Origin of the sequence: Idiomarina sp. Sol25 (genome assembly GCF_033052775.1) — a bacterium.
Lineage (GTDB): Bacteria > Pseudomonadota > Gammaproteobacteria > Enterobacterales > Alteromonadaceae > Idiomarina.
On record NZ_JAUPEW010000007.1, the window covers coordinates 1 to 22,488 of the forward strand.

The window sequence follows — 22,488 nt, forward strand, 5'->3', positions numbered from 1 at the left end:
TGCCCTTCCATTGCCGCGACTTTCGCCGGTTGATGCTCCTGCGTATTCAGTCCGTGGAAGTCTCCGACAAGAACCTGCAGCGGAGCCACAATGAGTGCCATCCACATGGCCATGGAGAACATTTTACGGGCTGCCGCGTTGGTTTTGTCTTTCAGCAAATGCCAGGCACCCACCGCACCGACCACAAAGGCTACTGTCAGGTAGGCTGCCAGCAGCATGTGCGCCAGCCGATAAGGGAAGGACGGGTTAAACACCACCTCAAACCAGTCGGTGACCACGAATTGCCCTACGTCATTCATGGCGTAACCGGCGGGCGTCTGCATCCAGCTGTTTACCGATAAAATCCAGAAGGCTGAAATAGCCGTGCCCACTGCCACCATCAGGGTGGCGAAGAAGTGCAACTTCTCGCCTACCTTATTCATGCCAAACAGCATGACGCCAAGGAAGCCGGCTTCAAGGAAGAACGCCGTGAGTACTTCGTAACCCATTAGCGGGCCGATAACCGGACCGGCTTTATCGGAAAATACCGACCAGTTGGTGCCGAACTGGTAGCTCATAACGATACCGGAGACCACACCCATACCAAAGGCTACAGCGAAGATCTTCACCCAGTAACGGAACAATTGCTGGTACACCGGGTTACGGGTTTTTAAGTACAACCCCTCCAAAACCGCCAGGTAACTGGCAACCCCGATGGTAAAAGCAGGAAAAATAATGTGAAACGCGATGGTGAACGCGAACTGAAAGCGCGCCAAAAACAGTGCGTCGAAACTTTCGAACATAGCAAGCACCCTAATTAAGGTTTGTCTCAAGTATACGCTTTTGTTGACAAAGATCAGGGGTGTCGATGTAAAGCTTGTAGGATAAATACTAATAAATGCCATACTTTTTGTATGGCTAATAAACGAAAAGCCTATACAAGTACTCTGGGAACCCGGCCGCTAACGCCGGTCAGCAAGTGCCAGGAAATAGTATCAGCACAGGCGGCGACTTCTCGCACGTCAATATTAGGTCCCCAAAGCTCGACGTCATCACCTAACTGCAGATTTTCAATACCGGTAACATCAATCGTCAGCATGTCCATAGAGACTCGTCCGGCCAAACCCACACGTTTTCCGCGAACCATTGCCGGTGTGCCATTCTTCCCCTGCCTCGGGTAACCGTCAGCGTAGCCCATAGCCACCGTCGCTATAACACTGGGTTTCTCGGCACTCCAGCCACTGCCGTAACCTACCGACTCGCCTTTTTCCAACTGGTGCAATGCAATAACCGGAGCAACTAAGCGCATTGCAGGCTTCAGTTCTGCCTGCACTTCAGTCACCGTAGACGGATTCACACCATAAAGCAGTAAACCGGCTCTGGCCCAGTCATTGTGCTGAAGTGACCACTGAGTATCCGGGTTTAAAAGTCCGGCTGAGTTGTGAAAGCTCCGCGCCTGATAGTCGTTAAGGGTTTCCGACAACTGACAGAGTTGCTGTTTTTGATGGGTGTTTAAACGATGCTCTGCATCGGCGTTGGCTAAGTGCGACATTAAGGTTACACCGGCGACATTCTTGCTGGCTCGCAGGCGCTTTAATGCTTGCGGTGCCTGCTCTTCAGACCAGCCTAGCCGATGCATACCGGTGTCCACTTTTAACCAGACCCACAAAGGGCTAGTCAACTTTGCCTGCTCAATGTACTCAAGTTGCTGTTCACAATGCACCACCGGACTCAACTGATGTTCACAACACAGTGCCAGTTCAGCCGCTGAGAAGCACCCTTCTAGTATTACCAAGGGCCCTTTGTAACCGGTTTCACGAACCGCTAACGCTTCTTCCATAAAACCCGCAGCCATGCCATCAACCAGCTCTGCCAAGGCTTTAACCGCGGGAGCTACGCCGTGTCCGTAACCGTCAGCTTTCACTACGCCCAGAAGTTTTCCACCTGCCATTTTACGGCGTACCCACTTCGCGTTGTGCTGTATAGCGGAGGAAGAAATTTCAGCGCGAGTTTGGCGGTAGTGCATGGGGGTTCCTTTTTAATTTTCGTCCGGCTTTTCGAAAAGGCCTTCAGTTTACCGTATTTTCCAACAACTTGAACGGAACTCTTTGCATCGCTCCACAAGCTTGAGTAACGTAAAGCCATAACCCAAAAGGAGAATAACAATGTGGTTAAAGCAATCTGTCATTGTCGGTAGCTTAGCGTTACTTTTTACTTCCGTTCCAGCCTTATCACAAGAAACCTTTCAGGCGGACGACATTTTCCAGCTTGAGTACGCCAACCAGGTCAGTATTTCACCCGACGGCAAATACATTGCGTACATCCGCAACAGTTTTGACGACATGAAAGACAATACCCGGCGCTCATTATGGCTAATTGATACCGAAACCGGTCAACATTTACCAATTTTTGACGATAAGTTTAACTACGGCAGCCTCGCCTGGTCGAATGACGGTACTCGCCTTGCCTTTGCCTCTAACCGTTCTGAAAAGAACCAGATTCATGTGCACTGGATTAAAGAACAACGCACCGCCAAAGTCACTCACGTAAGCGAAAGCCCGGGCAGTATTAGCTGGTCTAACGACGACACCCAACTGGCTTTTACTCTGTCGGTTAAAGCCGAAGCTACGCCTTTTGCTAAAAGTGTGAAAAAGCCAACCAAACCTGAGGGCGCTAACTGGTCTGACTCTCCCATTATTGTTCAGGAAGCCTATTATCAGCGTGATGGTCGTGGCGTATTAGAGCCGGCGCACACTCAAATTTTTGTGGTACCTGCAGAGGGTGGCAGCGCTCGTCAGCTAACCGACGGACCTTATCGGCACGGTGGTCCTTTAGCCTGGACGGCCGATAACAAGCATATTGTTTTTTCTGGCAACCGCGCTGAAGACTGGGCCTATCAGGTCAATGAAAGTGACTTGTATAGCGTTAGCTTAGATTCAAAAGAAGTAACCCAGGTGACCGACAAACCCGGTCGCGAGTCATCGCCGCAATTTTCTCCTGACGGCGAGCATCTGGCTTACTTACACAGCTCGAACGAGCCGGTGCCTTACCATAAGTCACAACTATGGATCATGGACTGGAGCGAACGCTCAGAGACTGAACTCCAGGCTGACTTCGACCGTTCTTTCAGCTCGCCACAGTGGACTGGCAATGACTCACTGGCGGTTTCTTACGCCGACCAGGGGAAAACCGTGGTTGCTGATGTCACCTTGAGCAATGAGCTGACAAATCGGGTGGACGATGTTTCCGGCGTTTATGTCAGCCGTCCTTATACCATGGGCTCATTTACTGCCTCACAAACTGGCGCTATTGCCTACACCAAAGGCTCTGAATACCGTCCGGCAGATGTCGGTTATCAGCCTAAAGGCGGTGAAGCGGTTCAGTTTACTCAGCTAAATGAAGACCTGCTTGGCCACCGTAAGCTAGGTAAGGTTCATGAAATTCGCTATGAGTCACGCTATGACGGTCAAGAGATTCATGGCTGGTATATTACGCCGCCGAATTACGATAAAAACAAAGAATATCCATTGCTGTTGGAAATACACGGTGGTCCTCACCTGTCTTACGGTCCGCATTTTGCCGCAGAACACCAGCGTTACGCTGCCGAAGGCTATGTGGTGCTTTATGTAAACCATCGCGGCAGCACCTCTTACGGTAAAGACTTTGCCATGCTTTTGGACGGCAACTATTCGTCACCCTATGACTTTGCTGACCACATGACTGGCATCGACTTGCTCATTGATAAGGGTATTGCTGACTCCAACAACCTCTTCATTGCCGGCGGTTCTGCAGGCGGTATAGCTACAGCCTATGCGGTAGGACTAACCAATCGTTTCAACGCGGCGGCGGCCACTAACCCTGTGATTAACTGGGTGAGTAAAGTGCTGACGGCTGACAGCTCAATTGGTCAAATTACCAACCAGTTCCCGGGTATGCCATGGGAAGAACTGGAGCATTACTGGCAACGCTCCCCACTGTCTATGGTGGGTGACGTTGAAACACCTGTACTGCTGTTTACAGGAGAGAATGACCGCCGTACGCCGATATCGGAAACCGAGCAGTTTTACCAGGCGTTAAAGCTGCAAAAAGTCGATACCGCAATGGTGCGCGTACCAAGTGCTTTTCACGGTGTTACGGCGCGCCCTTCTAATATGATAGCCAAAATTGAGCATGCACTGGCCTGGTTTGAGCAGTATAAGAAATGAGAATAGCGACACTGGGCCCTGCCGGCACCTTTTCAGAGGTTGCGGCGGGGCTTTATCAAACCGAAGAACAACACCAAATTCAGTTACTGGACAGCCTGGTAAGTTGTCTGGATGCTATTGGTAATGACTGCGACGCTGCGGTTGTGCCTATTGAGAACTTAACCGAGGGCTTTGTCTCTCCTGTTGTGGACTACCTGGTTCAGCGTCCGTTGCATATTCAGGCGGAAATTCGCATTCCGGTTGGTTTTCAGTGCCTGGCCAATAATGCTCAGCCGCAGCAAATATGGGCACAGTTCGTCGCCGCCGGTCAATGCAATCAATACCTGAATGGATTGGGGCTTCCGGTTATCCATACCGCAAGTAATGCATTGTCGCTGGATGCTTTGCTGGCCACTGAAAAGCCATCTGCGGCGGTGGTTCCCAAGCACGTAAACTGCCCCGCTTCATTACAGATTCTGAACAGCAACATTGCTGACAACCCACGTAACGAAACGCGCTTCGTGGTATTATCCGCAACATCTGAAACGCCGGAATTTGATAAAAGTACGCATTGGAAAAGCAGTTTGCTGCTCATTGATGACAACGATCACCCGGGCTTATTGGTCGACAGCTTACAGGTTTTTGCAAAACAGCAAATTAACTTAACCTCCATTGTTTCAAGACCGGCGGGCAGTCAGTTTGGTGACTATCATTTCTTTATTGATTTTGACGGGCACCTCAGCGAACCAGGTGTAGCAGCCGCTTTGCAGGAGTTGGCTAAAATGAACAACATTCACTGGCTGGGTTCGTACCCGGCCGCAGCTATAGGGAATCAGTAATGTCTCTGGAAGTTATTAAACATGAGCCGGCGGGTAACGCCGATGCAGTCATTATTTGGCTTCACGGTTTAGGTGCGTCGGGTAACGACTTTGTACCCATGACAGAGCACATAAAAATTAATAATGCTCAGGTTCGCTTTTTATTTCCGCATGCCCCGCAAATGCCGGTCACCATAAACCAGGGCATGGTCATGCCAGCCTGGTACGACATTACCGACATGAGCATTGACCGCCAAATTGACAGCCAGCAGCTGCGTGAGTCTGCAGCCAAAGTGCACGCCATGATCGACGAACAAGTTGCTCAGGGCATAGACAGCAAGCGCATTATTATTGCCGGATTTTCACAGGGCGGCGCGGTCGGCTATGAAGCGGCGTTAACCTACCCTAAACCACTGGCCGGTTTAATGGCACATTCCACTTACTTTGCTACCGCCGGTGACATTGAGGTAAATGAAGCCAATGCGCAACTGCCGATTTTGGTTCAACACGGTACGCAGGATCCGGTAGTGCCGGAAGTTCTGGGTCAAAAAGCCTGTGCGGTATTAAAAGAAAAAGGTTTTTCAGTAACGTATCAGACTTACCCCATGCCACATTCACTGTGTATGGAGCAGGTTCAGGATATGCAGAAATGGCTGAATGAGCGGTTTTAGGCGCTCATTCACAGAAACGTTACAGCTTTAAAAAGTTTAGCCAGCCAGCAGTTGCAGCTTTTCAGCCCAACTGCTGGCCAGGTTCTCGCCGCGCTCAAACGAGTCGATCATGATATTAACGTGACCCACCTTACGGCCAGGACGTGCTTCTTTTCCGTACCAGTGACACTCGGCAGCGGCGGCTTCCCACAAGGCTTCCGGAATACCGGCAACACCAATGACATTAACCATTAACGTTGGGGCTATCAGTAAGTCAGGCAATGGCAAGCCGGTAATAGCACGTATATGCAAATTAAACTGATCGCAGTTGGCACCGCTCATGGTCCAGTGACCGGAATTATGAACCCGCGGCGCCACTTCGTTAACCAGCAAGTGTTGGTTGTCACCTTCACCGACTACAAAGAACTCAATGGCTAATACACCGACGTAGTCCAGCGCATTGGTCAGTTTCTGATGATGTTCTTTGGCTAAGGTTTCCAGTTCTTTTGAAAAATGCCCTGCACCCGCCAGGCTATACGACAAAACGCCCTGAGTATGTACGTTCAACGTCAGCGGGAAACAACGCTGTTCACCTTTATGTGAACGCGCACCGACAACCGACACCTCATCAGTAAAGTCGATCATATCTTCGACAATACCTGGGCGTTGTCCGGCATCTTCTGCAACCGCAGCAATGTCGTCACCCGGACGCCAGCGCCACTGGCCTTTGCCGTCGTACCCACCTTTGGCAGATTTAATCACAACGGCATGGTCACAAGTGTTTAAAATTGCGCTTAACTCGGCAACGTTTTCGTATGCCTCCCAGGCCGATGTCGGTATATCCAGCTCATCGCACAGGGCTTTTTGAGAACGCCGGTCAACCAGCTGATTAAAGCGCTCAGGTTGCAACAGAAACTTGTCGGCAGCTTTAGCCACCAGCTCTTCACCTAAATGCTCGTGCTCCCAGGTAGTGACGTCAGCCCATTCATTCGCTTCCGCTAACGTCATCGATAACGCCTGCTGGCTGCCCAAAGCCATGACTTGATCTTGTCTGTCGCTGTATAAAACGCATTCATGCCCCTGCTGGATAACCGCTTTACCTAGCATTTGTCCTAACTGGCCGTTGCCAAGGATCAGGATTTTCATTTTGGTAACTCCAGATCTGAGTTAGCCATCACTTTTTCTTTTTGCGCTGTGCGGAATTCGTGTACACGTTTGCGCACATCACTGTCGAAGCTGCCAATAACCTGTGCGGCCAGTAAGCCTGCGTTTGCCGCTCCGGCATCGCCAATAGCCAAAGTCCCAACAGCCACACCCTTAGGCATTTGCACAATGGACAATAAACTGTCTAAACCTTTTAACTGCTTGCTAGGAACCGGAACACCAAACACCGGAATGGCCGTATAAGCCGCCAGCATACCCGGTAAATGAGCAGCACCACCGGCACCGGCGATAACCACAGGCACACCATCTTGTTCCGCTTGTTCCATGGTGGATTTAAGCAAGTCCGGCGTACGATGTGCAGAGACCACTTTCGCCTGCCATTTAATGCCCAGAGACTCGAGCATTTCTGCCGCTTTTTGCATTACCGGCCAATCGGACTGGGAACCCATTAGAATCAATACCGGAGCCATGGTGTCACCTTTTGTTTACTGTTTGGATGTGCATCTGCATTTGGAAAGGCGGGGATTGTAGCCATTGACCGCCTTAACTGCAAATTTCACGCATAATTATTAACCAAATTTATTAACTCAGTTTAGACTTTTTGCTGATGGTAGTGTTAATCAGCTAGAGTTAGTATCTGTTATCACTTAGTACTAACAGGAATACATCATGCTACTTTCTGCGAAAGACTCTTTACTACTGATTGTTGATGCTCAGGAGAAGTTACTGCCTGCCATCCACCAACGCGATGTGGTTACTTCGCGTATGCGCTGGCTAGGTGAAATTGCCATGCAGCTGGATTTACCTATTCTTATTACCGAACAGTACCCGAAAGGCTTGGGCTACACCGTTGATAGCCTGCAAGATATTATTGAAGCAGCGCGTGTGGTGGAAAAAACACATTTTAGTGCGGTGCGTGACGACACCTTTCGCGACGTGCTTTCTGAATACAATAAAAAGCATGTGGTTATTATGGGCATGGAAACGCACGTCTGTGTCTTGCAAACAGCAATAGAGCTTCAGGCTTCAGGTTATCAGGTCTTCTTACCAGCTGACACTGTAGGCTCGCGCCGTCCTACAGATAAGGACAGCGCCATTGAGCGCATGCGAAACGCCGGCGTTAAAATTATTACGTCTGAAATGGCGGCATTTGAATGGTTAGAGAAATCAGGAACGGATACTTTCCGCAATATCAGCCGTAACTGGTTAAAATAACGCAAGGTATTGTTGACTCGGGTTATATTAAGCGTATACTCAAAGCCGCTGAGAAAATTTCGGCTATTGATTTGAGATTTTTTACGAAGTCCTTTTTGCTGTACCTCGTTTTGTAAGTCCAAGTAATACCTAAGTTTTTTGAGCAATACATTGATTTCAACATGCACTACGAGGAATATCAGCATGTCTACTACTACTGGTAAAGTAAAATTCTTTAACGAAGCTAAAGGCTTCGGTTTCATCGAACAAGAAAACGGCGCAGACGTTTTCGTACATTTCAGCGCTATTCAGTCTGACGGTTTTAAAACTCTGGCAGAAGGCCAGCAGGTTTCTTTCACCGTAGCTCAAGGCCCTAAAGGCCCACAAGCTGAAAACGTAGTTCCTATGTAAGGAACCTTCGCTGCCCCCAGGGGTATCGGACGTTTACACAAAGAATTTCAAAAACGTCGCTTTTAGCGGCGTTTTTTTATGGCTAAATGCCTACTTCGCTAAACTTTTTCTAGAAAATCACGATAACCTTACTAATATTGATATTAATCAAACAACTTTAAGGCGCTTATGAAAAATAATGGTCCGGTAACAGGAAAGGAAAACCGCTTTCCAGACCACTATCGGTTGATATCATCAACCGATCTAAAAGGGGTCATCAGACACTGTAACGAAGACTTCGTTAATATTAGTGGCTATACACGCAACGAACTAATTGGTTCACCGCACAACCTTTTGCGTCACCCCGATATGCCGGCCAGCGTTTTCGAGCATATGTGGAAAACCATTAAACGCGGTAAACCCTGGATGGGCTTAGTTAAAAACCGCTGTAAAAGTGGCGACCATTATTGGGTCAGTGCGTATGTCACACCAATAATGGAAAACGATAAGCCCGTGGGTTTCGAATCGGTGCGGGTTGCCACCTCAGATGAACTTAAAAGACGCGCACAAGGTATCTACGACAGACTGAACGCCGGTAAACATGCCATTCCATTTGGCAAGCGTGTATGGTTGGGCTGTAAAGATTTAATACCCGTGATAGTTCCCGGTGCCATAGCCAGTGCCATTATAGCCTCACTCGGCAACCCCTTAGCGGCACTTATCACGTTAGCAGGTACAGCGGTATCAACACTTGCTTATGGGGCCTATGTTGGTCGTATGTTGCAAGGGTTGTTAACTTTACGCCCTGACGCTTTCGACTCTGAGCTGGTCGGTAGGACTTATTTCAACAAGCAGGGCCGGGAAGCCAGGCTTGCGATGCAGCTTATTAGCGAAGGCGCGCGTAACCGAACCGCCTTAAGCCGAATGAAAGATGCGGTTGGCGGTCTTCTTAAAGTGACCGAAGATACATACAATCAGGCGCAGCTGAGCAGTCAGCATGTCGATAAACAAACCGCAGCGACACAGCAGACGGCAACCGCGATGAACCAAATGGCCACCGCCATTCAGGAAGTAGCCGACACAATAGAACGTAATGCGGAGCAAGCCGAATCAGCCAAAACCAACATTAACGAAAGTGTCGAGCTGGCAAGAGAAGCCAGTGAAGTTATTATCAGGTTGCATGACGCAGTAAAAGAAATCGCCAAAACGGTGGAAGAGCTTGATCAATCTACCGGGGCTATCGGCGAGGCTGCGGATTTAATCTCATCTATTGCTGATCAGACCAACTTACTGGCATTGAACGCCGCAATTGAGGCCGCTCGTGCCGGTGAACATGGCCGCGGGTTTTCCGTGGTCGCTGACGAGGTTCGCTCTCTGGCGTCCAGAACGACTCAGTCTACCGAAGGTATTCACAAAGTTATTCAGCAACTGCGCGACCGTGCCCGTAATGCCGTAGAAGTATCGAAACAAGGCGAGCAGGCAGCGTCGGAGGGGGTGGAAAAAGTTCGTTTAGCAGACAGCGCGCTTGGTGAGATTTCAGTGGCAATTCGGGATATCTCTGACATGTCAGCGCAAATGGCGTCTGCTGTCGAAGAACAAAGTGGTGTTGCCGACCATATCAGTGAACAAATTACTCAGATTGCCGATACTGCCAGCGAGACTCAAAAAACGGCAGACCAAACTCAGCACTCAAGCAACGAACTGCAAAATACCAGCAAAGAGTTGTATTCATTGATCGAGCGCTTTAACTTAAAAAGTTAATGGTTCTGATCGTCTGATACAGAAGCATCATCTTTGTGAGCGCGTCGTTTAGCGGCGCGTTCGCTTTCTTCCAGAAACTCGACGTCATCCATATCAACTTCAGGGATCTCTCCGCAGACATCACCACCAAGCTTATTAACCGCCTGGCACAGGTCTGACACTTTGTTATCCAGCACCTGCACATGATCAAGCATTCGGCCTATTGCCGTTGCCACTGGGTCAGGATTATCTGCCGAGATAGCGTAAGCATCAAAACCGTATTCCTGAGCCATTTTCTTGCGCCGCTCAGTCGTTTCTTTATCAACACCAGACTGAGCTACACGAGCCGGAATACCTACTACCGTTGTTAACTCGGGTACGTCACGGACAACGACAGCGTTAGAACCAATGCGGGCGGACTTTTCGACCGTAATCGGACCCAGCACTTTAGCGCCGGCACCGATAACCACTCCGTCTTTTAACGTCGGGTGTCGTTTACCTTTATTCCAGCTTGTACCACCCAGAGTGACACCATGATAAAGAGTGACATCGTCGCCAATCTCCGCAGTTTCACCAATAACCACCCCCATACCGTGGTCGATAAAGAAGCGACGGCCAATTTTAGCCCCGGGATGGATCTCGATACCAGTAAACCAGCGTGAAATATTAGACACAAAGCGGGCAAGCCAATACAGTTTCCAGCCCCAAAGCTTATGGCTTATGCGGTGAAACCAGGTGGCATGAAGTCCTGGATAGTGAAATAACACTTCCATGGTGTTACGCGCAGCTGGGTCTCTTGAAAAAACGCTGGCTATATCTTCCTTTATACCTTTAAAAAACGCCATGCCGCCTCCTCAGGCCGCTGGAAATTGCTTTAATAGCTTATCAACGTCAGCAAGAATAATATCGCGCATCGACTTTTCATAGCCCTCGCGCTGGTCGTCCATTTCCTTCACTTTCTTCTTCGGGAATTTCTTACGCGACTCATGCGTCGGCATATGCTTTATTTTCTCATACATATCGTGCATCGCAGGGTAGTCATTTGAGTAATCGTAATCAACCGCTTCAGGTCGATGATCAAGCAGGACCACGATCCTCAGACATCCTTCAGACAGCGGACATTGCTCCTGCTGCATTGCTTTGGCTATGGTAATAATGCTCTCATCAATACGGTCAACGCGCTTTTGCACCGCAGCTTCGCGAACTTGAGTCTGAGTACGCAAGCGCAACAGTAAAGTCGAAGCGTACCAACCCAGAGCTACAATAATCAATACGCCTACAATGGCGATAATCCAATAGAATTCGCTGGACATTAGCTCTCCTCGTCGTCCCATTCTTCATCGAGTTCATAACCCAGTTTCGCTATCAGCTGCTCGTAACGCTCAGATTTCTCGTCAAGATAGCTTTGCTCTTCTGTTGTCAGAGACTCATCGTTTTCAAAGCGTTCAGCCAGTAGCTGCAGTTTGGTATCTTCCTGTAACTGCTTCAGCTCCTGCTCAGGTGTCATCACCAAAGCTATTTTACGGCGACTTCCGTGCCGGGGATCTTTCTCATCCCCTTTTGTTTTGCTTTGTTGCAGAACTTTAGCCGATGAATGTCGCTGACCGGGAGCCTGTCCCTTTCCTTTTTTCTTGCCCTTGGATGCCGCATCTGTTGCGCGTGCATCTCGGGGAGTTTTAGGCTGTGCCAGTGGTCCGGCCTTGCGTGTTTTTTTGCGGCGAGTCATGGTCGCTCCTGGATAACAACTAATATGGTCTATTGTAACGCAATAACATGAATTACGTCAGTGGGAAGCACCGAATTACAAGTTTGTAATGGATTTTAGGCAAGAAAAAAGGCGATGCTCTCACATCGCCTGATTCGCTCATAACATTGGCAGCGCACTGCAACTATGAGAATGGTTGTCACTGTTTCCGAGTTTTTATTGCGGTTTTCCGTAACCTGTCTGCTTTTTATTATTGTTATTATTAAGTGGAGCAACCGCGAGCCTATTGGCTTTACTCCCTGGATTATCGAGAAATAAGATAATATCTGACTTTTCGATAACCTCTCGACCTCTTGTTATTTTTTTGTGTCGAGTCAGCTGTATTTTTACAGTCTTTTTATTATTTTCTCAAGGACTTTTAACATCTTTTTTTTGTTTTTTTCTGCATGGAAGCTCCCCGAGCGTTGTTAAGACTACTTGAACCAAATATTAATTCAATGATTTTATTGATCTAAGAAACAACTTTTTTATTACTTTTTGTTAACAAGAAAAAAAGCACGTCGCTCATAAAATTTCTTATGCTCATAAAAAAAGCGGCCGAGGCCGCTTTTCTATTCGCAAATACGAATTTAATACAAGCCACTCAAGAACTTAGACAGCAACTCAATTTCCTCGTCTGTCATTTTCTCTGTAACGCCTCGCATCATTCCATTCGGGTCGTTTGCACGCTCACCACTACGGAACATTTCTAGCTGAGACTTGGTGTATGCGGCATGCTGGCCTGAAATGTCAGGAAAAGCAGCTAACCCCATACCGTTTCCCCGAGGACCGTGACAGCCAGCGCATGAAGGCATATTGGTTTCTGGGTTTCCGCGGCGGAACAAGTCTTCGCCTTTAGCAACGATGTCCTCAGGTGTCTCACCTTTCGGTTCGTCTTTTGCTGCATAAAACGCAGCAAGATCGGCCATATCTTGTTCTGACAACGAAGCGACTTGCCCCATCATAATGGCGTTGTTACGACCTTCTTCGCCACCGGTTTCTGAAGCCAATTTAAAGTTTTTCAGCTGCTTGAATAAATATTTTTCGTGCTGACCGGCCAAATGCGGATACATATCGGTCGGAGATTCACCATTGGGTCCATGGCAAGCCGCACAAACTTGCGATTTCTCTTTTCCGGCTTCAGCGTCTCCGCTTTGTGCTACTGCGATACCGGCGGTACCGAAGAAAAGTCCCAAAAAGATTGCGAATTTTTTCATGTTTGCTTCTCTTCTGTTCTGGATGGCGCCACGCGCCCCAATAAATCACCTTAAGCAGATTGCTATTTTACACAAAACTTGTGTGGATTAAATGATTAAAACCGAATCAATTGCTAAATGATCATTGGAGATACTGTCCGGATACTTCATAATGTGCGTAGATGTTCCGTTTTTTTAATAAAAGTGACCTTAATAGTGGCAGATCAGCAATTAGATTACGCATCGGCAAAATTTGTGACCAGTGCACCCGATATCAGCAAACTGCCGCCGGACTCGGGCATTGAAGTTGCTTTCGCCGGCCGTTCTAACGCAGGAAAATCCAGCGCGTTAAACACTCTGACTCGTCAAAAAGCGCTGGCCCGTACCAGTAAAACGCCTGGACGAACTCAGTTAATTAACGTTTTTGAGCTTACTACAGGTCAGCGACTGATAGATTTACCCGGCTACGGATTCGCTAAGGTTCCATTGGCAGTCAAAGAGAAATGGCAACGTTCGTTAAGCGAGTATCTTCAGCAACGGGACAGTTTAAAAGGCATCGTGGTATTAATGGATATTCGTCACCCTTTCCGCGAAACTGATCAGGAACTCATTTACTGGGCTGTCGACTGTGACCTGCCGGTACTCGCTTTATTAACCAAGGCAGACAAACTCAAACAAGGCGCGCGAAAATCAACTGTTTTAAAAGCTAAGCAAGCAGCGATAGCCTTCAACGGCGACGTTCAGGTTGAAGCCTTTTCCTCATTAAAACGTATAGGTGTGGAGCAAGTCGAAGAGAAACTCAACCAGTGGTATAGCAAAGAGTATGACGACGAATAACACACCACCGCTTAGTGCTTGGTTATTATTAGGGCTACTCGCATTGATTTGGGGGAGCTCTTTTTTACTGATAAAAAAAGGCTTATTGGCCTTTGGCCCAATGGAGGTTGGCGCACTACGCATCAGCTCAGCAGGACTTGTGCTTGCGCCTTTCATTGCCCGTCGACTGAATAAAATCACCCGCAAGCATTGGTTAAAGCTTGCCAGTGTCGGGCTGGTAGGCAGTCTTATTCCGGCTTTTATGTTTGCCATTGCACAAACACAGCTGGCAAGCGGCGTTACCGGAGTTCTTAATGCGTTAACCCCTATCGCAACACTGGTTATTGGTGCATTGTTCTTCCATCAGAAAGCGCGCTTAGCACAGGTTATTGGCGTAGCCATTGGCTTGTTTGGTACCTTGCTCCTGGTTACCGCATCGGCGAATGGAAGCTGGGACGTTAATCTGTACGCCTTGTTAGTCCTGGCCGCAACAATTTGTTATGGCCTTAATCTGAACCTCATTAAGCACAAAATCAGTGACTTATCGCCATTAACCATTACCGGCATATCTTTGCTTATGGCTGCCGTTCCGGCAACCATCTACTTGTTTGCAGGAACAGATTTTATGACTCAGGTTCAGCAGCCGGACGCAATGTTGTCGCTGTTTTCTGTTCTGGCTCTGGGTATTGCAGGAACCGCCGGCGCTTTGGTTATTTTTAACCATGTTGTGCAGCTCACCAATACCGTTTTTACCAGTTCAGTCACCTACCTCATTCCCATTGTCGCTCTTATATTGGGGATACTTGATGGCGAAGACTTTTGGTTGCAGCAAGGGTTTGGAATGCTTGCCATTTTAGTTGGAGTTTGGTTCGCTAACCGCAGAGGCCGCTCCGGTCTGGCTGGCATACCGCAAAAATAGGCAGAAAAAAGCCCGGCTAAAAAGCCGGGCGAAAAGTAATCCAGGGAGAACAATTTTTTGAGGGAGGATTAATGCCCTCACTTGTTGTGACTAGACCCTTTATAAAAAGTTCAGACAATTCTCAAAATTAATGAGCTTCATCCCAGTTATTACCTTTACCGGCTTCCGCTATTAAAGGCACATCAAGGCTTGCAGCCTTTTCCATTACTTCAGTTAATTGTTCAATATAGTCCGTTAATTTCGACTCTTTTATTTCAAACACCAGTTCATCGTGAACTTGCATTAGCATACGCACATCATCCTGACAGTTATTACGGTCGATCCAGTCGGCAACCTGCAGCATAGCTTTCTTAATGATGTCGGCTGCAGTGCCTTGCATTGGTGCATTGATAGCAGCACGTTCTGCCCCTTTTCTACGGGCACCATTACTGGCTTTTATATCCGGCAAGGGTAAACGACGTCCAAACAAGGTCCTAACGTAGCCTTGTTCTTTTGCCTGCTTGCGCGTGTCTTCCATGTAACGCAAAACTCCAGGGAAGCGTTCAAAATACTTGTCCATATAGTGCTGAGCTTCATGACGGGCAATACCCAATTGCCGCGCGAGCCCAAAGGCTGACATGCCGTAAATTAGCCCGAAGTTCACCGCTTTTGCCTGACGCCGCTGGTCATTAGTAACTTCATCGGACTTACAGCCAAAAACTTCGCCAGCTGTCGCACGGTGAATATCCAAACCTTCGGCAAAGGCTTTAAGCAAAGATGCGTCTTGCGACAAGTGCGCCATAATACGCAGTTCAATCTGGCTGTAGTCGATAGCGACAATCTTGTAACCTTGCTCAGGAATAAAGGCCTGACGCACTCTGCGCCCTTCAGCGGTTCGGATTGGAATATTTTGCAGGTTTGGGTCTGTTGAGGACAAACGTCCGGTTGCGGTTACCGCCTGCTGATACGAGGTGTGTACTCGTCCCGTATCTGGGTTAATCATCTTCGGCAACTTGTCGGTATAGGTTGATTTAAGCTTCGACAGGCCACGGTGCTGCAGGATCACATCCGGCAAGGGGTAGTCATGTGCCAGCTCGTGCAAAACTTCCTCAGCCGTTGACGGCGCGCCTTTTGGCGTTTTCTTCACAATTGGCAACTCAAGCTTTTCAAAGAATATGCGTTGCAGTTGTTTCGGTGAGCCCAGGTTGAACTCCTCGCCGGCAATTTCAAAAGCCTTTTTCTCTAAAGCATCGAGCTTTTCCGCAATTTCCTGGCTTTGCTTACCCAGCAAGTTTGCGTCAATACGCACACCGTATTGCTCCATATCGCACAAGACAGGCACTAAGGGCACTTCGATGTCGGTAAGAACACTTTGCAGCTCGCTGCCGGTTTCTTTTACTTTATTCCAGAGCACATCATGCAGCCGGTAGGTAATGTCCGCATCTTCAGCCGCATAGGGCCCAGCCTGCTCTAAAGCAATCTGATTAAACGTTAATTGCTTCGCGCCTTTACCTGCAATGTCTTCAAAGCTAATGGTTTTGTGGTTCAGGTAATGAAGGCTTAAGGTATCCATGTCGTGCCGCGAACCAACACTGTTAAACACGTAGGAAGCGAGCATGGTGTCATTTAAAATTCCCGCCAGGCGGACTTTATAGCGACGCAGAATATGCGAGTCGTATTTCAGGTTTTGCCCCACTTTTTGCGGCTTTTCAGCTTCAAGTAAAGGCTTTAACTGCTCCAGTAACCAGTCCCGCCCAACCTGATCCGGCGCTTCCATATAATCATGCCCGACAGGTATATAAACAGCTTCGCCAGGTGCCATGGCTAACGACACACCAACCAGTTCAGCTTCCATATAATTAAGGCTGGTTGTCTCGGTGTCAAAAGCAAAGAAATCACATTTCTTCAGTTGCGTTATGTAATCGCTGACCTCTTTTTCAGTCATCAATACGCGGTACGCATCTCTGTTGATATCGCTGGTTGGCTTTTCACCATCGGTTTCCCCCAGGGCCTGATCCGTTGCCGCCCCAGTTTCCATTAATTCGCCAAGCCACCGGCGGAATTCACAACGACTGTAGAGCTCCTGCAGTTTTTCGCTGTCTGCCGTCTGTATTTTCAACTCTTCCGGTTGTAAGTCCATTGCCACATCGAGCTTAATGGTCGCTAGCTCACGCGACATCAGCAGCTGTTCTTTATATTCATTAAGCTTAGCCGGCATAGACTTCGCACCACGAAAAGAGAGCTCAGTTACTGCATCCACATTTTCGTAAATAGCGTCAATGCTGGAAATACTTTGCAGCAGTGCCTGTGCTGTTTTCTCGCCCACTTTGGGCAGCCCAGGAATATTGTCTGAGCTGTCACCCATAAGCGCTAAGTAATCAATAATTTGGTCTGGCTTAACCCCGAACTTTTTCTCAACCCCTTCAGGGTCCATTAAAGTATCGGTCATGGTGTTAATGAGCATGACATGTTCATTGACCAGCTGAGCCATATCTTTATCGCCGGTACTAATCAGCGTAAAGCGACCTTTCTCACCAGCCTGTCGCGCCAGCGTGCCAATCACATCATCGGCTTCAACATCGTCAATGCAAAGCAACGGCAAACCCATAGCCCGGACAATGTCATGCAAAGGTTTAATCTGACTTCGCAGATCGTCCGGCATTGGCGGGCGATTTGCTTTGTAGTCCTGATAAATGTCGCTACGAAATGTTTTTCCTTTGGCATCAAAAACTACGGCCATATGGCTCGGTTTATAGCGCTTTAGCAGGCTTCGCAGCATATTAACGACGCCGTAAATAGCGCCGGTCGGTTCACCTTTAGAGTTGGTTAAATGCGGCGGCGCATGAAAAGCGCGGAACAAATATGAAGAACCATCGACAAGGATAAAAGGATTTTCTGGAACAGATGTGGCCATAGTTAAGAACCTAAATTAAGCGTTACCTATAGGATGCCACAGAACGACAATTCAGACCACTGAACAGAGTGTGCATAACCTGTTAATAACTCTGTTAACAACGGTTCATGCCACAGCCGGAAGTTTCAATTTCCCCGTGTCCAGAATTTACTTAACTCATTGATAGTATGGGATTTAAAACGGCAGGTTTCCCGAAATACCTAGTACTTTTTATTGTTACGTTTCACTGTGGAAACTATTCTGCTCTTGTCCTGAAATGGAAGGAAATGCTTCAAAAACAGGCCAAACAGATTACCATAAAATCAGCAATGATCTACTGACAAATTCAGTTTTTTTATAACCTTTTGTTCCTCATTTTTCTTTACTTATAAAAAGCAAAGAAAACCCCTTTTCAATCAATCAACTAGGGGCTCGCATTTCAGCCATAACAAATGCAGTATCGGGACGTTCGCCTTCCATCCAAAGTTGGTAAGATGATGCGGCCTGCTCAATCAACATGCCAAACCCATCGCTGACATTTTTACAGCCGGCCTGCGTCAGCTGCTCCATAAAGACCGTTGGTTGGTCTGCATACATTAAGTCATAGCCAGAGCCATTTTCGGATAATACCGAGGGGAGCGTTAAACGCTGTCCATTCAAGCTGCTGCTGGTTGCATTAATCAGCAGATCTATGGGCTCGTCAATTTCAGACGCAGACGGGCGTACCTGAATTCGGTTCGCTGCAACCAACCCTAATGCCTCTAGCTGAGATTTAAGCGTTTCAGCTTTCTCTGCTGTTCGATTAACCAAATACAGACACCGCGGCTTTTGCTCCAGAAGAAGAGGTAGTATTCCGCGCGCTGAGCCTCCGGCGCCAAAAACAACAAGTGAGCGCCCACTTACTTTAAACCCTTTGTTCTTAAGGTCGATAATTAAACCTTCGCCGTCAGTATTATCACCTAAAAGCTGGCCATTGCCGTAGGGAATTAAGGTGTTTACTGCGCCCGCTAACCGCGCACGATCGGACAATTTAGTAACCAACGATGCAGCCTGCTGTTTAAATGGCAAGGTGACATTAGCACCCTGCCCGCCACGGCGGAAAAATTCAGCAACCCGGCGGGGAAAATGCGCAGGCGTGGATAAATAGCGTTGATAGTTAATTGAGTCCTGCCGAGTCTGCGCAAATAACGCATGAATACGCGGGGACAGGCTATGCGCGATAGGGTTCCCGAATACGCCCAGGCTGGTCACTAGTTTCATACTGACAGCCAGTCTCTGGGTTTTAGATAATACTCGGTAAGCTGCTCTTCCGCAGAACCCGGCTGAGCTTGCCAGTCGTATTCCCAACGCGCCAGCGGTGGCATCGACATTAAAATAGACTCCGTTCTGCCACCGGTTTGCAGACCAAACAAAGTTCCCCTATCCCAGACCAGGTTAAACTCCACGTATCGCCCGCGGCGATATAGCTGGAAGTCTCTTTGTTGCTGAGTATAAGCTAAGTTTTTGCGGCGCTCGACAATAGGCAGATAAGCTCTAGTGAAAGCATCCCCCACCGCTTTTATAACCGAAAAGCACTCGTCAAATGAACGGTCATTAAGGTCGTCAAAAAATATACCACCCACACCACGCGCTTCATCGCGATGCTTAAGGAAAAAGTAATCATCGCACCAGGCTTTGTACTCCGGGTAAAGCTTTTCATCGACGCTATCGAGCGCGTTTTTCGCCTGTTGATGCCACTCAATAATGTCTTCGTCAAAAGGGTAAAACGGCGTTAAATCGAAGCCGCCACCAAACCACCAGACCGGTTCTTCACCTTCTTTTTGCGCAATAAAAAAACGCACATTCATATGAACCGTCGGCACCATAGGGTTTTCCGGGTGCATTACCAGAGAAACGCCACAAGCATTAAAGTCGCGCCCTTCCAGCTCCGGTCGATGTGCCGTTGCCGAGGCAGGCATTTTCTCACCGTAAACGTGCGAAAAGCCCACACCGCCCTGTTCAAAAACCGAACCGTTTTTTATGATCCTCGAGCGACCACCGCCGCCTCCCGGCCGGTCCCAGCTGTCTTCCTGAAAGCTCTGCTCACCATCCGCCTGCGCCAACTGTTGGCAAATAGCATCCTGCAACGACATGAGGTAACTTTTTACCTGCTTCAAGTAATCATTATGCATCGTCTCTGAGAACCTGATTATTTAGTGGGTTTATAATACGAGTAGGGTTTGCGGCTCCACCGGTGTTTTCATCCATTATCCAGTCCACGCTGTCACCAAATTGCTGACGAACCTCTGCCGCGGTTCGGGCGGGTTCCTGCCCGGTTAAATTGGCACTGGTAGAGACTAAAGCGTGGCCCAGTTCGCGGCACAGCGCTCTGGCAGGTTCATGCGCAGTTACTCGCACAGCGATGGTATCGCGACCGCCCGTCAATAAGGTTGATACGCCCTTTCTTACCGGCAGAATTAATGTAACTGGCCCAGGCCAATGTGACAAAACGCTGAAACGTTTGTCCTGCGCAATAGCGGAGTCCTCAATATAGGGAAGTAACTGACTGTAATCGGCGGCAATTAATATAAGACCTTTCTCAACGGGCCGCTGTTTCAGGCTTAATAGCCTCTGCACAGCAACCTCATTGCGAGGATCGCATCCCAGTCCGAATACCGCCTCTGTCGGATAGGCAATAATGCCCGTTTTTATAGCGCGGTGCGCTGCTTCCCATGTGTCTGCCATAATTACTCCTCAACTCAATGAGTCGAATTATAACGCGTCCGACTTATAGTCGCATTGCTTTTGCGGGCAGACTTTGCGAATTCCAGCGGCGGTTTTCTTTTTCACCAGCAGCCGGTACTGGCATTTCGGACAGGCTTCATCAACCGGAGGCTGATTCACGGTAAACTGACATTTCGGGTACTGGTCGCAAGCATAGAATACGGTACCGCGCCGCGATGTTTTTTGGTGTAGTTGGCCTTTGCCGCATTCAGGGCAGCGAATTGTCTCTTCTTCCTCAACGTTCGGTTCAGTAACGAACTCACATTCAGGAAAATCGCTGCAGCCAACAAATAAGCCATAACGACCGCTCTTTAACTGCAGTTCTTTGCCACACTCAGGACAGGGGACGCCAAGATCTTCGGGCTCAATTTCAGATTGCTCCCGAAGACCTCGCTTATAATCGCAGTCAGGGTAACCAGTACAGCCTAAAAAGCTGCTATGCCCAACATGTTTAATAACCAGTGGTCGCTCACAACGGGGACAGCGCTCATCTGATGACATTAATGCAGGGGTCCTTCAGCTTCCTCAAACAGCAAACCTTCCATTTGGTCGTACGCGGCTTCCTGGCCCGGAACATTAAACAACACCATAAGTACAACCCATTTCAGGTCATCCAGAGTAAAGTTCGGCGTTTCCAGTTCCATCACACGGTCAATGACCACTTCGCGCGTAGCAAAATCAAGCACACCCAGATTTTCCAGGTACATCAGAAAACCCCGACTCTGGCTGTCCAAACGAGTCATCTCTGCCGCAGTATAAATACGGGTTGACTGCTGGGGAGCAACATCCAGATAAGATTTGGTTTCCATTTGCTGTAAATCGGCTAGGCGTTCTAGCCACGCCAAAGCCTTCTGGATTTCCTGGTGACGGAAACCAGCCCGGGTAAGTTCATTGGTTAACTCATCGTGATCAACTACAACTTCCATTTCCGAATGAATGTAGTTTTCAAACAAGTACATGAGGATATCAAACATACTTTAGCGCCTCCCCACTTTTATATAACCGCCTGGTACGGCTGCCACTAGCCCTTCTAATTCGAGTAACACTACTTTCTCCATGACTTCAGCAACCTCGAGTCCGGACAATTGTACCATGTCATCAATTGTTCGTGGCTCTGAACTCAGACTAGCGAACAATCGATTGTTTGCCAAGCTTTCATCGCGACATTCTGTATCACCTTCTATGGCAACCTCAGTATCGTCAACCGAGAACCAGTCGAGAATGTCCTGCGGCGTATTAATTAACTTAGCGCCCTGTTGAATTAACCAGTGGCAGCCCTGATGCTCCGGCAACAACACAGACCCCGGCACCGCTCCAACTTCACGCCCTTCGTTCAACGCGTGTATTGCCGTTGAAAGCGAACCACTTTTGCGTGCTGCTTCAACCACTACCACAGCCTGACTGATACCACTAATAATACGGTTACGGCGGGGGAAATGATCGACTCGCGCGGTTTGCCCCGGCGGAAATTCAGAAATTAGCAGCCCCTGATGCGCAATAAAATCCTGTAAGGCTTTATTTCTTCTAGGGTAATACTGATCGATACCGGTACCTAAAACCGCTATGGTTTTTCCTTTATCGGCTGCGGTTTTATGTGCCTGAGCGTCAATGCCCATAGCCAGACCGCTAACCACCACAACACCCGCCGCCACTAAGCGCTCGCTAAACCAGTCAGCAATTTGTAACCCACTGTGAGTGGCTTTGCGGCTGCCTACAATAGCCACACTTACACCCTGCAACAGCTCTTTACGCCCCCGGTAATAAAGTAACCAGGGCGGATTAGCTATAGCTTTTAACGCAGCTGGGTAATCTTCACTAAAGTAAGAAATAACGCCCTGATAGTCACTACGGCACCAGTTTTCAGCAGCGTTTAACCAACGCGGCTCTACCGGTTTTAGCGATTGTCCCCATCGATCAAAAATAGCTTCCCAGCCCTCACATTCCCGAGCAGCTGTCTGTACCTTGTTTGCTGCACGTGTTATCCCCATTAATACACATAATTCCTGTGTGTTCACAGACTGTCCTTGACCTACCAATTTAAGGTAAACTAAGGGTAGAT

General features: G+C 48.4%; 23 protein-coding genes. 8 read left to right on the forward strand and 15 right to left on the reverse strand.

The window, feature by feature from the left end; genetic code table 11:
* Together Q5L94_RS10365 and alr are read right to left on the reverse strand one after the other, a co-directional pair.
* Nucleotides 1–782: cytochrome ubiquinol oxidase subunit I (locus tag Q5L94_RS10365; RefSeq protein ID WP_317498336.1), on the reverse strand; the 782-nt coding region annotated here is incomplete at its 3' end.
* 131 nt (nt 783–913) lie between these two features.
* Nucleotides 914–2,005 (reverse strand): alanine racemase, encoded by a 1,092-nt coding sequence (gene alr, locus Q5L94_RS10370; RefSeq protein ID WP_317498337.1) that lies wholly within the window; start codon nt 2,003–2,005, stop codon nt 914–916.
* A 139-nt stretch (nt 2,006–2,144) separates the two neighbouring features.
* On the opposite strand from alr, the gene Q5L94_RS10375 reads away from it, so the two are divergent.
* From Q5L94_RS10375 to Q5L94_RS10385, 3 genes are read left to right on the forward strand one after another with little or no spacing between them, the layout of a single operon-like run.
* The gene (locus Q5L94_RS10375; protein ID WP_317498338.1) at nt 2,145–4,184 is read left to right on the forward strand and encodes a S9 family peptidase; all 2,040 of its coding nucleotides are present in this window, start codon (nt 2,145–2,147) and stop codon (nt 4,182–4,184) included.
* Nucleotides 4,181–5,002: a prephenate dehydratase gene (locus Q5L94_RS10380; protein WP_317498339.1), complete on the forward strand. Its 822-nt coding sequence runs from the start codon at nt 4,181–4,183 to the stop codon at nt 5,000–5,002. Before Q5L94_RS10375 ends, Q5L94_RS10380 begins: the two co-directional genes overlap by 4 nt.
* Nucleotides 5,002–5,652: an alpha/beta hydrolase gene (locus Q5L94_RS10385; RefSeq protein WP_317498340.1), complete on the forward strand. Its 651-nt coding sequence runs from the start codon at nt 5,002–5,004 to the stop codon at nt 5,650–5,652. The genes Q5L94_RS10380 and Q5L94_RS10385 overlap by 1 nt, the downstream gene beginning before the upstream one ends.
* 36 nt (nt 5,653–5,688) lie before the next feature.
* Here Q5L94_RS10385 and Q5L94_RS10390 read toward each other — a convergent pair whose 3' ends face one another.
* Complete coding sequence (locus Q5L94_RS10390; RefSeq protein WP_317498341.1) at nt 5,689–6,777, reverse strand: ATP-grasp domain-containing protein; 1,089 nt, start codon at nt 6,775–6,777, stop codon at nt 5,689–5,691.
* Nucleotides 6,774–7,265, reverse strand: a complete 492-nt coding sequence (gene purE / locus Q5L94_RS10395) for a 5-(carboxyamino)imidazole ribonucleotide mutase (protein ID WP_011233299.1) — start codon at nt 7,263–7,265, stop codon at nt 6,774–6,776. The genes Q5L94_RS10390 and purE overlap by 4 nt, the downstream gene beginning before the upstream one ends.
* Nucleotides 7,266–7,464: 199 nt before the next feature.
* On the opposite strand from purE, the gene Q5L94_RS10400 reads away from it, so the two are divergent.
* From Q5L94_RS10400 to Q5L94_RS10410, 3 genes are all read left to right on the forward strand, one after another.
* Nucleotides 7,465–8,010, forward strand: coding sequence for a hydrolase (locus Q5L94_RS10400; RefSeq protein ID WP_317498342.1), 546 nt, complete (start codon nt 7,465–7,467; stop codon nt 8,008–8,010).
* A gap of 183 nt (nt 8,011–8,193) precedes the next feature.
* A complete protein-coding gene (locus Q5L94_RS10405; protein WP_011233297.1) occupies nt 8,194–8,400 on the forward strand; it encodes a cold-shock protein in 207 nt (68 codons plus the stop codon).
* 168 nt (nt 8,401–8,568) lie between these two features.
* Nucleotides 8,569–10,140: a PAS domain-containing methyl-accepting chemotaxis protein gene (locus Q5L94_RS10410; RefSeq protein WP_317498343.1), complete on the forward strand. Its 1,572-nt coding sequence runs from the start codon at nt 8,569–8,571 to the stop codon at nt 10,138–10,140.
* On the opposite strand, the gene cysE is transcribed toward Q5L94_RS10410, so the two are convergent.
* The 4 genes from cysE to Q5L94_RS10430 all read right to left on the reverse strand — a co-directional run bounded on the left by cysE (nt 10,137) and on the right by Q5L94_RS10430 (nt 13,080).
* Nucleotides 10,137–10,964: a serine O-acetyltransferase gene (cysE, locus tag Q5L94_RS10415; RefSeq protein ID WP_317498344.1), complete on the reverse strand. Its 828-nt coding sequence runs from the start codon at nt 10,962–10,964 to the stop codon at nt 10,137–10,139. The genes Q5L94_RS10410 and cysE overlap by 4 nt on opposite strands.
* A 9-nt stretch (nt 10,965–10,973) precedes the next feature.
* Nucleotides 10,974–11,432, reverse strand: coding sequence for a DUF2489 domain-containing protein (locus Q5L94_RS10420; RefSeq protein ID WP_317498345.1), 459 nt, complete (start codon nt 11,430–11,432; stop codon nt 10,974–10,976).
* Entirely contained in the window at nt 11,432–11,845 is a 414-nt protein-coding gene (locus tag Q5L94_RS10425; protein ID WP_317498346.1) for a GTPase-activating protein, read from the reverse strand. Before Q5L94_RS10425 ends, Q5L94_RS10420 begins: the two co-directional genes overlap by 1 nt.
* A 608-nt stretch (nt 11,846–12,453) precedes the next feature.
* On the reverse strand, nt 12,454–13,080 hold the full coding sequence (locus Q5L94_RS10430) for a c-type cytochrome (protein WP_317498347.1): 627 nt from the start codon (nt 13,078–13,080) through the stop codon (nt 12,454–12,456).
* 195 nt (nt 13,081–13,275) lie between these two features.
* On the opposite strand from Q5L94_RS10430, the gene yihA reads away from it, so the two are divergent.
* Together yihA and Q5L94_RS10440 are read left to right on the forward strand one after the other, a co-directional pair.
* On the forward strand, nt 13,276–13,896 hold the full coding sequence (gene yihA, locus Q5L94_RS10435; RefSeq protein ID WP_011233291.1) for a ribosome biogenesis GTP-binding protein YihA/YsxC: 621 nt from the start codon (nt 13,276–13,278) through the stop codon (nt 13,894–13,896).
* On the forward strand, nt 13,883–14,794 hold the full coding sequence (locus tag Q5L94_RS10440) for a DMT family transporter (RefSeq protein WP_317498348.1): 912 nt from the start codon (nt 13,883–13,885) through the stop codon (nt 14,792–14,794). Before yihA ends, Q5L94_RS10440 begins: the two co-directional genes overlap by 14 nt.
* Before the next feature lie 127 nt (nt 14,795–14,921).
* Here the strand turns inward: Q5L94_RS10440 and polA are convergent, their stop codons facing one another.
* The 7 genes from polA to dprA all read right to left on the reverse strand — a co-directional run bounded on the left by polA (nt 14,922) and on the right by dprA (nt 22,444).
* Nucleotides 14,922–17,687 carry a DNA polymerase I gene (gene polA / locus Q5L94_RS10445; protein WP_317498349.1) on the reverse strand — a complete coding sequence of 922 codons (2,766 nt, stop codon included), beginning with the start codon at nt 17,685–17,687 and terminating at the stop codon, nt 14,922–14,924.
* A 399-nt stretch (nt 17,688–18,086) separates the two neighbouring features.
* Entirely contained in the window at nt 18,087–18,926 is an 840-nt protein-coding gene (aroE, locus tag Q5L94_RS10450; protein ID WP_317498350.1) for a shikimate dehydrogenase, read from the reverse strand.
* Nucleotides 18,923–19,837, reverse strand: coding sequence for an oxygen-dependent coproporphyrinogen oxidase (gene hemF / locus Q5L94_RS10455; RefSeq protein WP_317498351.1), 915 nt, complete (start codon nt 19,835–19,837; stop codon nt 18,923–18,925). Before hemF ends, aroE begins: the two co-directional genes overlap by 4 nt.
* Nucleotides 19,830–20,390, reverse strand: a complete 561-nt coding sequence (locus Q5L94_RS10460) for an L-threonylcarbamoyladenylate synthase (RefSeq protein ID WP_317498352.1) — start codon at nt 20,388–20,390, stop codon at nt 19,830–19,832. The genes hemF and Q5L94_RS10460 overlap by 8 nt, the downstream gene beginning before the upstream one ends.
* 27 nt (nt 20,391–20,417) lie before the next feature.
* Nucleotides 20,418–20,930 (reverse strand): type I DNA topoisomerase, encoded by a 513-nt coding sequence (locus Q5L94_RS10465; protein WP_317498353.1) that lies wholly within the window; start codon nt 20,928–20,930, stop codon nt 20,418–20,420.
* On the reverse strand, nt 20,930–21,403 hold the full coding sequence (locus Q5L94_RS10470; protein WP_011233284.1) for a DUF494 family protein: 474 nt from the start codon (nt 21,401–21,403) through the stop codon (nt 20,930–20,932). The genes Q5L94_RS10465 and Q5L94_RS10470 overlap by 1 nt, the downstream gene beginning before the upstream one ends.
* A 3-nt stretch (nt 21,404–21,406) precedes the next feature.
* Entirely contained in the window at nt 21,407–22,444 is a 1,038-nt protein-coding gene (dprA, locus tag Q5L94_RS10475) for a DNA-processing protein DprA (RefSeq protein ID WP_317498354.1), read from the reverse strand.
* Nucleotides 22,445–22,488: the final 44 nt, after the last annotated feature.

Bases quoted from the DNA above. Each gene is read 5' to 3' on its own strand.
- alr (WP_317498337.1), bottom strand. From the start codon at position 2,005: ATGCACTACCGCCAAACTCGCGCTGAAATTTCTTCCTCCGCTATACAG.
- Q5L94_RS10375 (WP_317498338.1), top strand. From the start codon at position 2,145: ATGTGGTTAAAGCAATCTGTCATTGTCGGTAGCTTAGCGTTACTTTTT.
- Q5L94_RS10380 (WP_317498339.1), top strand. From the start codon at position 4,181: ATGAGAATAGCGACACTGGGCCCTGCCGGCACCTTTTCAGAGGTTGCG.
- Q5L94_RS10385 (WP_317498340.1), top strand. From the start codon at position 5,002: ATGTCTCTGGAAGTTATTAAACATGAGCCGGCGGGTAACGCCGATGCA.
- Q5L94_RS10390 (WP_317498341.1), bottom strand. From the start codon at position 6,777: ATGAAAATCCTGATCCTTGGCAACGGCCAGTTAGGACAAATGCTAGGT.
- purE (WP_011233299.1), bottom strand. From the start codon at position 7,265: ATGGCTCCGGTATTGATTCTAATGGGTTCCCAGTCCGATTGGCCGGTA.
- Q5L94_RS10400 (WP_317498342.1), top strand. From the start codon at position 7,465: ATGCTACTTTCTGCGAAAGACTCTTTACTACTGATTGTTGATGCTCAG.
- Q5L94_RS10405 (WP_011233297.1), top strand. From the start codon at position 8,194: ATGTCTACTACTACTGGTAAAGTAAAATTCTTTAACGAAGCTAAAGGC.
- Q5L94_RS10410 (WP_317498343.1), top strand. From the start codon at position 8,569: ATGAAAAATAATGGTCCGGTAACAGGAAAGGAAAACCGCTTTCCAGAC.
- cysE (WP_317498344.1), bottom strand. From the start codon at position 10,964: ATGGCGTTTTTTAAAGGTATAAAGGAAGATATAGCCAGCGTTTTTTCA.
- Q5L94_RS10420 (WP_317498345.1), bottom strand. From the start codon at position 11,432: ATGTCCAGCGAATTCTATTGGATTATCGCCATTGTAGGCGTATTGATT.
- Q5L94_RS10425 (WP_317498346.1), bottom strand. From the start codon at position 11,845: ATGACTCGCCGCAAAAAAACACGCAAGGCCGGACCACTGGCACAGCCT.
- Q5L94_RS10430 (WP_317498347.1), bottom strand. From the start codon at position 13,080: ATGAAAAAATTCGCAATCTTTTTGGGACTTTTCTTCGGTACCGCCGGT.
- Q5L94_RS10440 (WP_317498348.1), top strand. From the start codon at position 13,883: ATGACGACGAATAACACACCACCGCTTAGTGCTTGGTTATTATTAGGG.
- polA (WP_317498349.1), bottom strand. From the start codon at position 17,687: ATGGCCACATCTGTTCCAGAAAATCCTTTTATCCTTGTCGATGGTTCT.
- aroE (WP_317498350.1), bottom strand. From the start codon at position 18,926: ATGAAACTAGTGACCAGCCTGGGCGTATTCGGGAACCCTATCGCGCAT.
- hemF (WP_317498351.1), bottom strand. From the start codon at position 19,837: ATGCATAATGATTACTTGAAGCAGGTAAAAAGTTACCTCATGTCGTTG.
- Q5L94_RS10460 (WP_317498352.1), bottom strand. From the start codon at position 20,390: ATGGCAGACACATGGGAAGCAGCGCACCGCGCTATAAAAACGGGCATT.
- Q5L94_RS10465 (WP_317498353.1), bottom strand. From the start codon at position 20,930: ATGTCATCAGATGAGCGCTGTCCCCGTTGTGAGCGACCACTGGTTATT.
- Q5L94_RS10470 (WP_011233284.1), bottom strand. From the start codon at position 21,403: ATGTTTGATATCCTCATGTACTTGTTTGAAAACTACATTCATTCGGAA.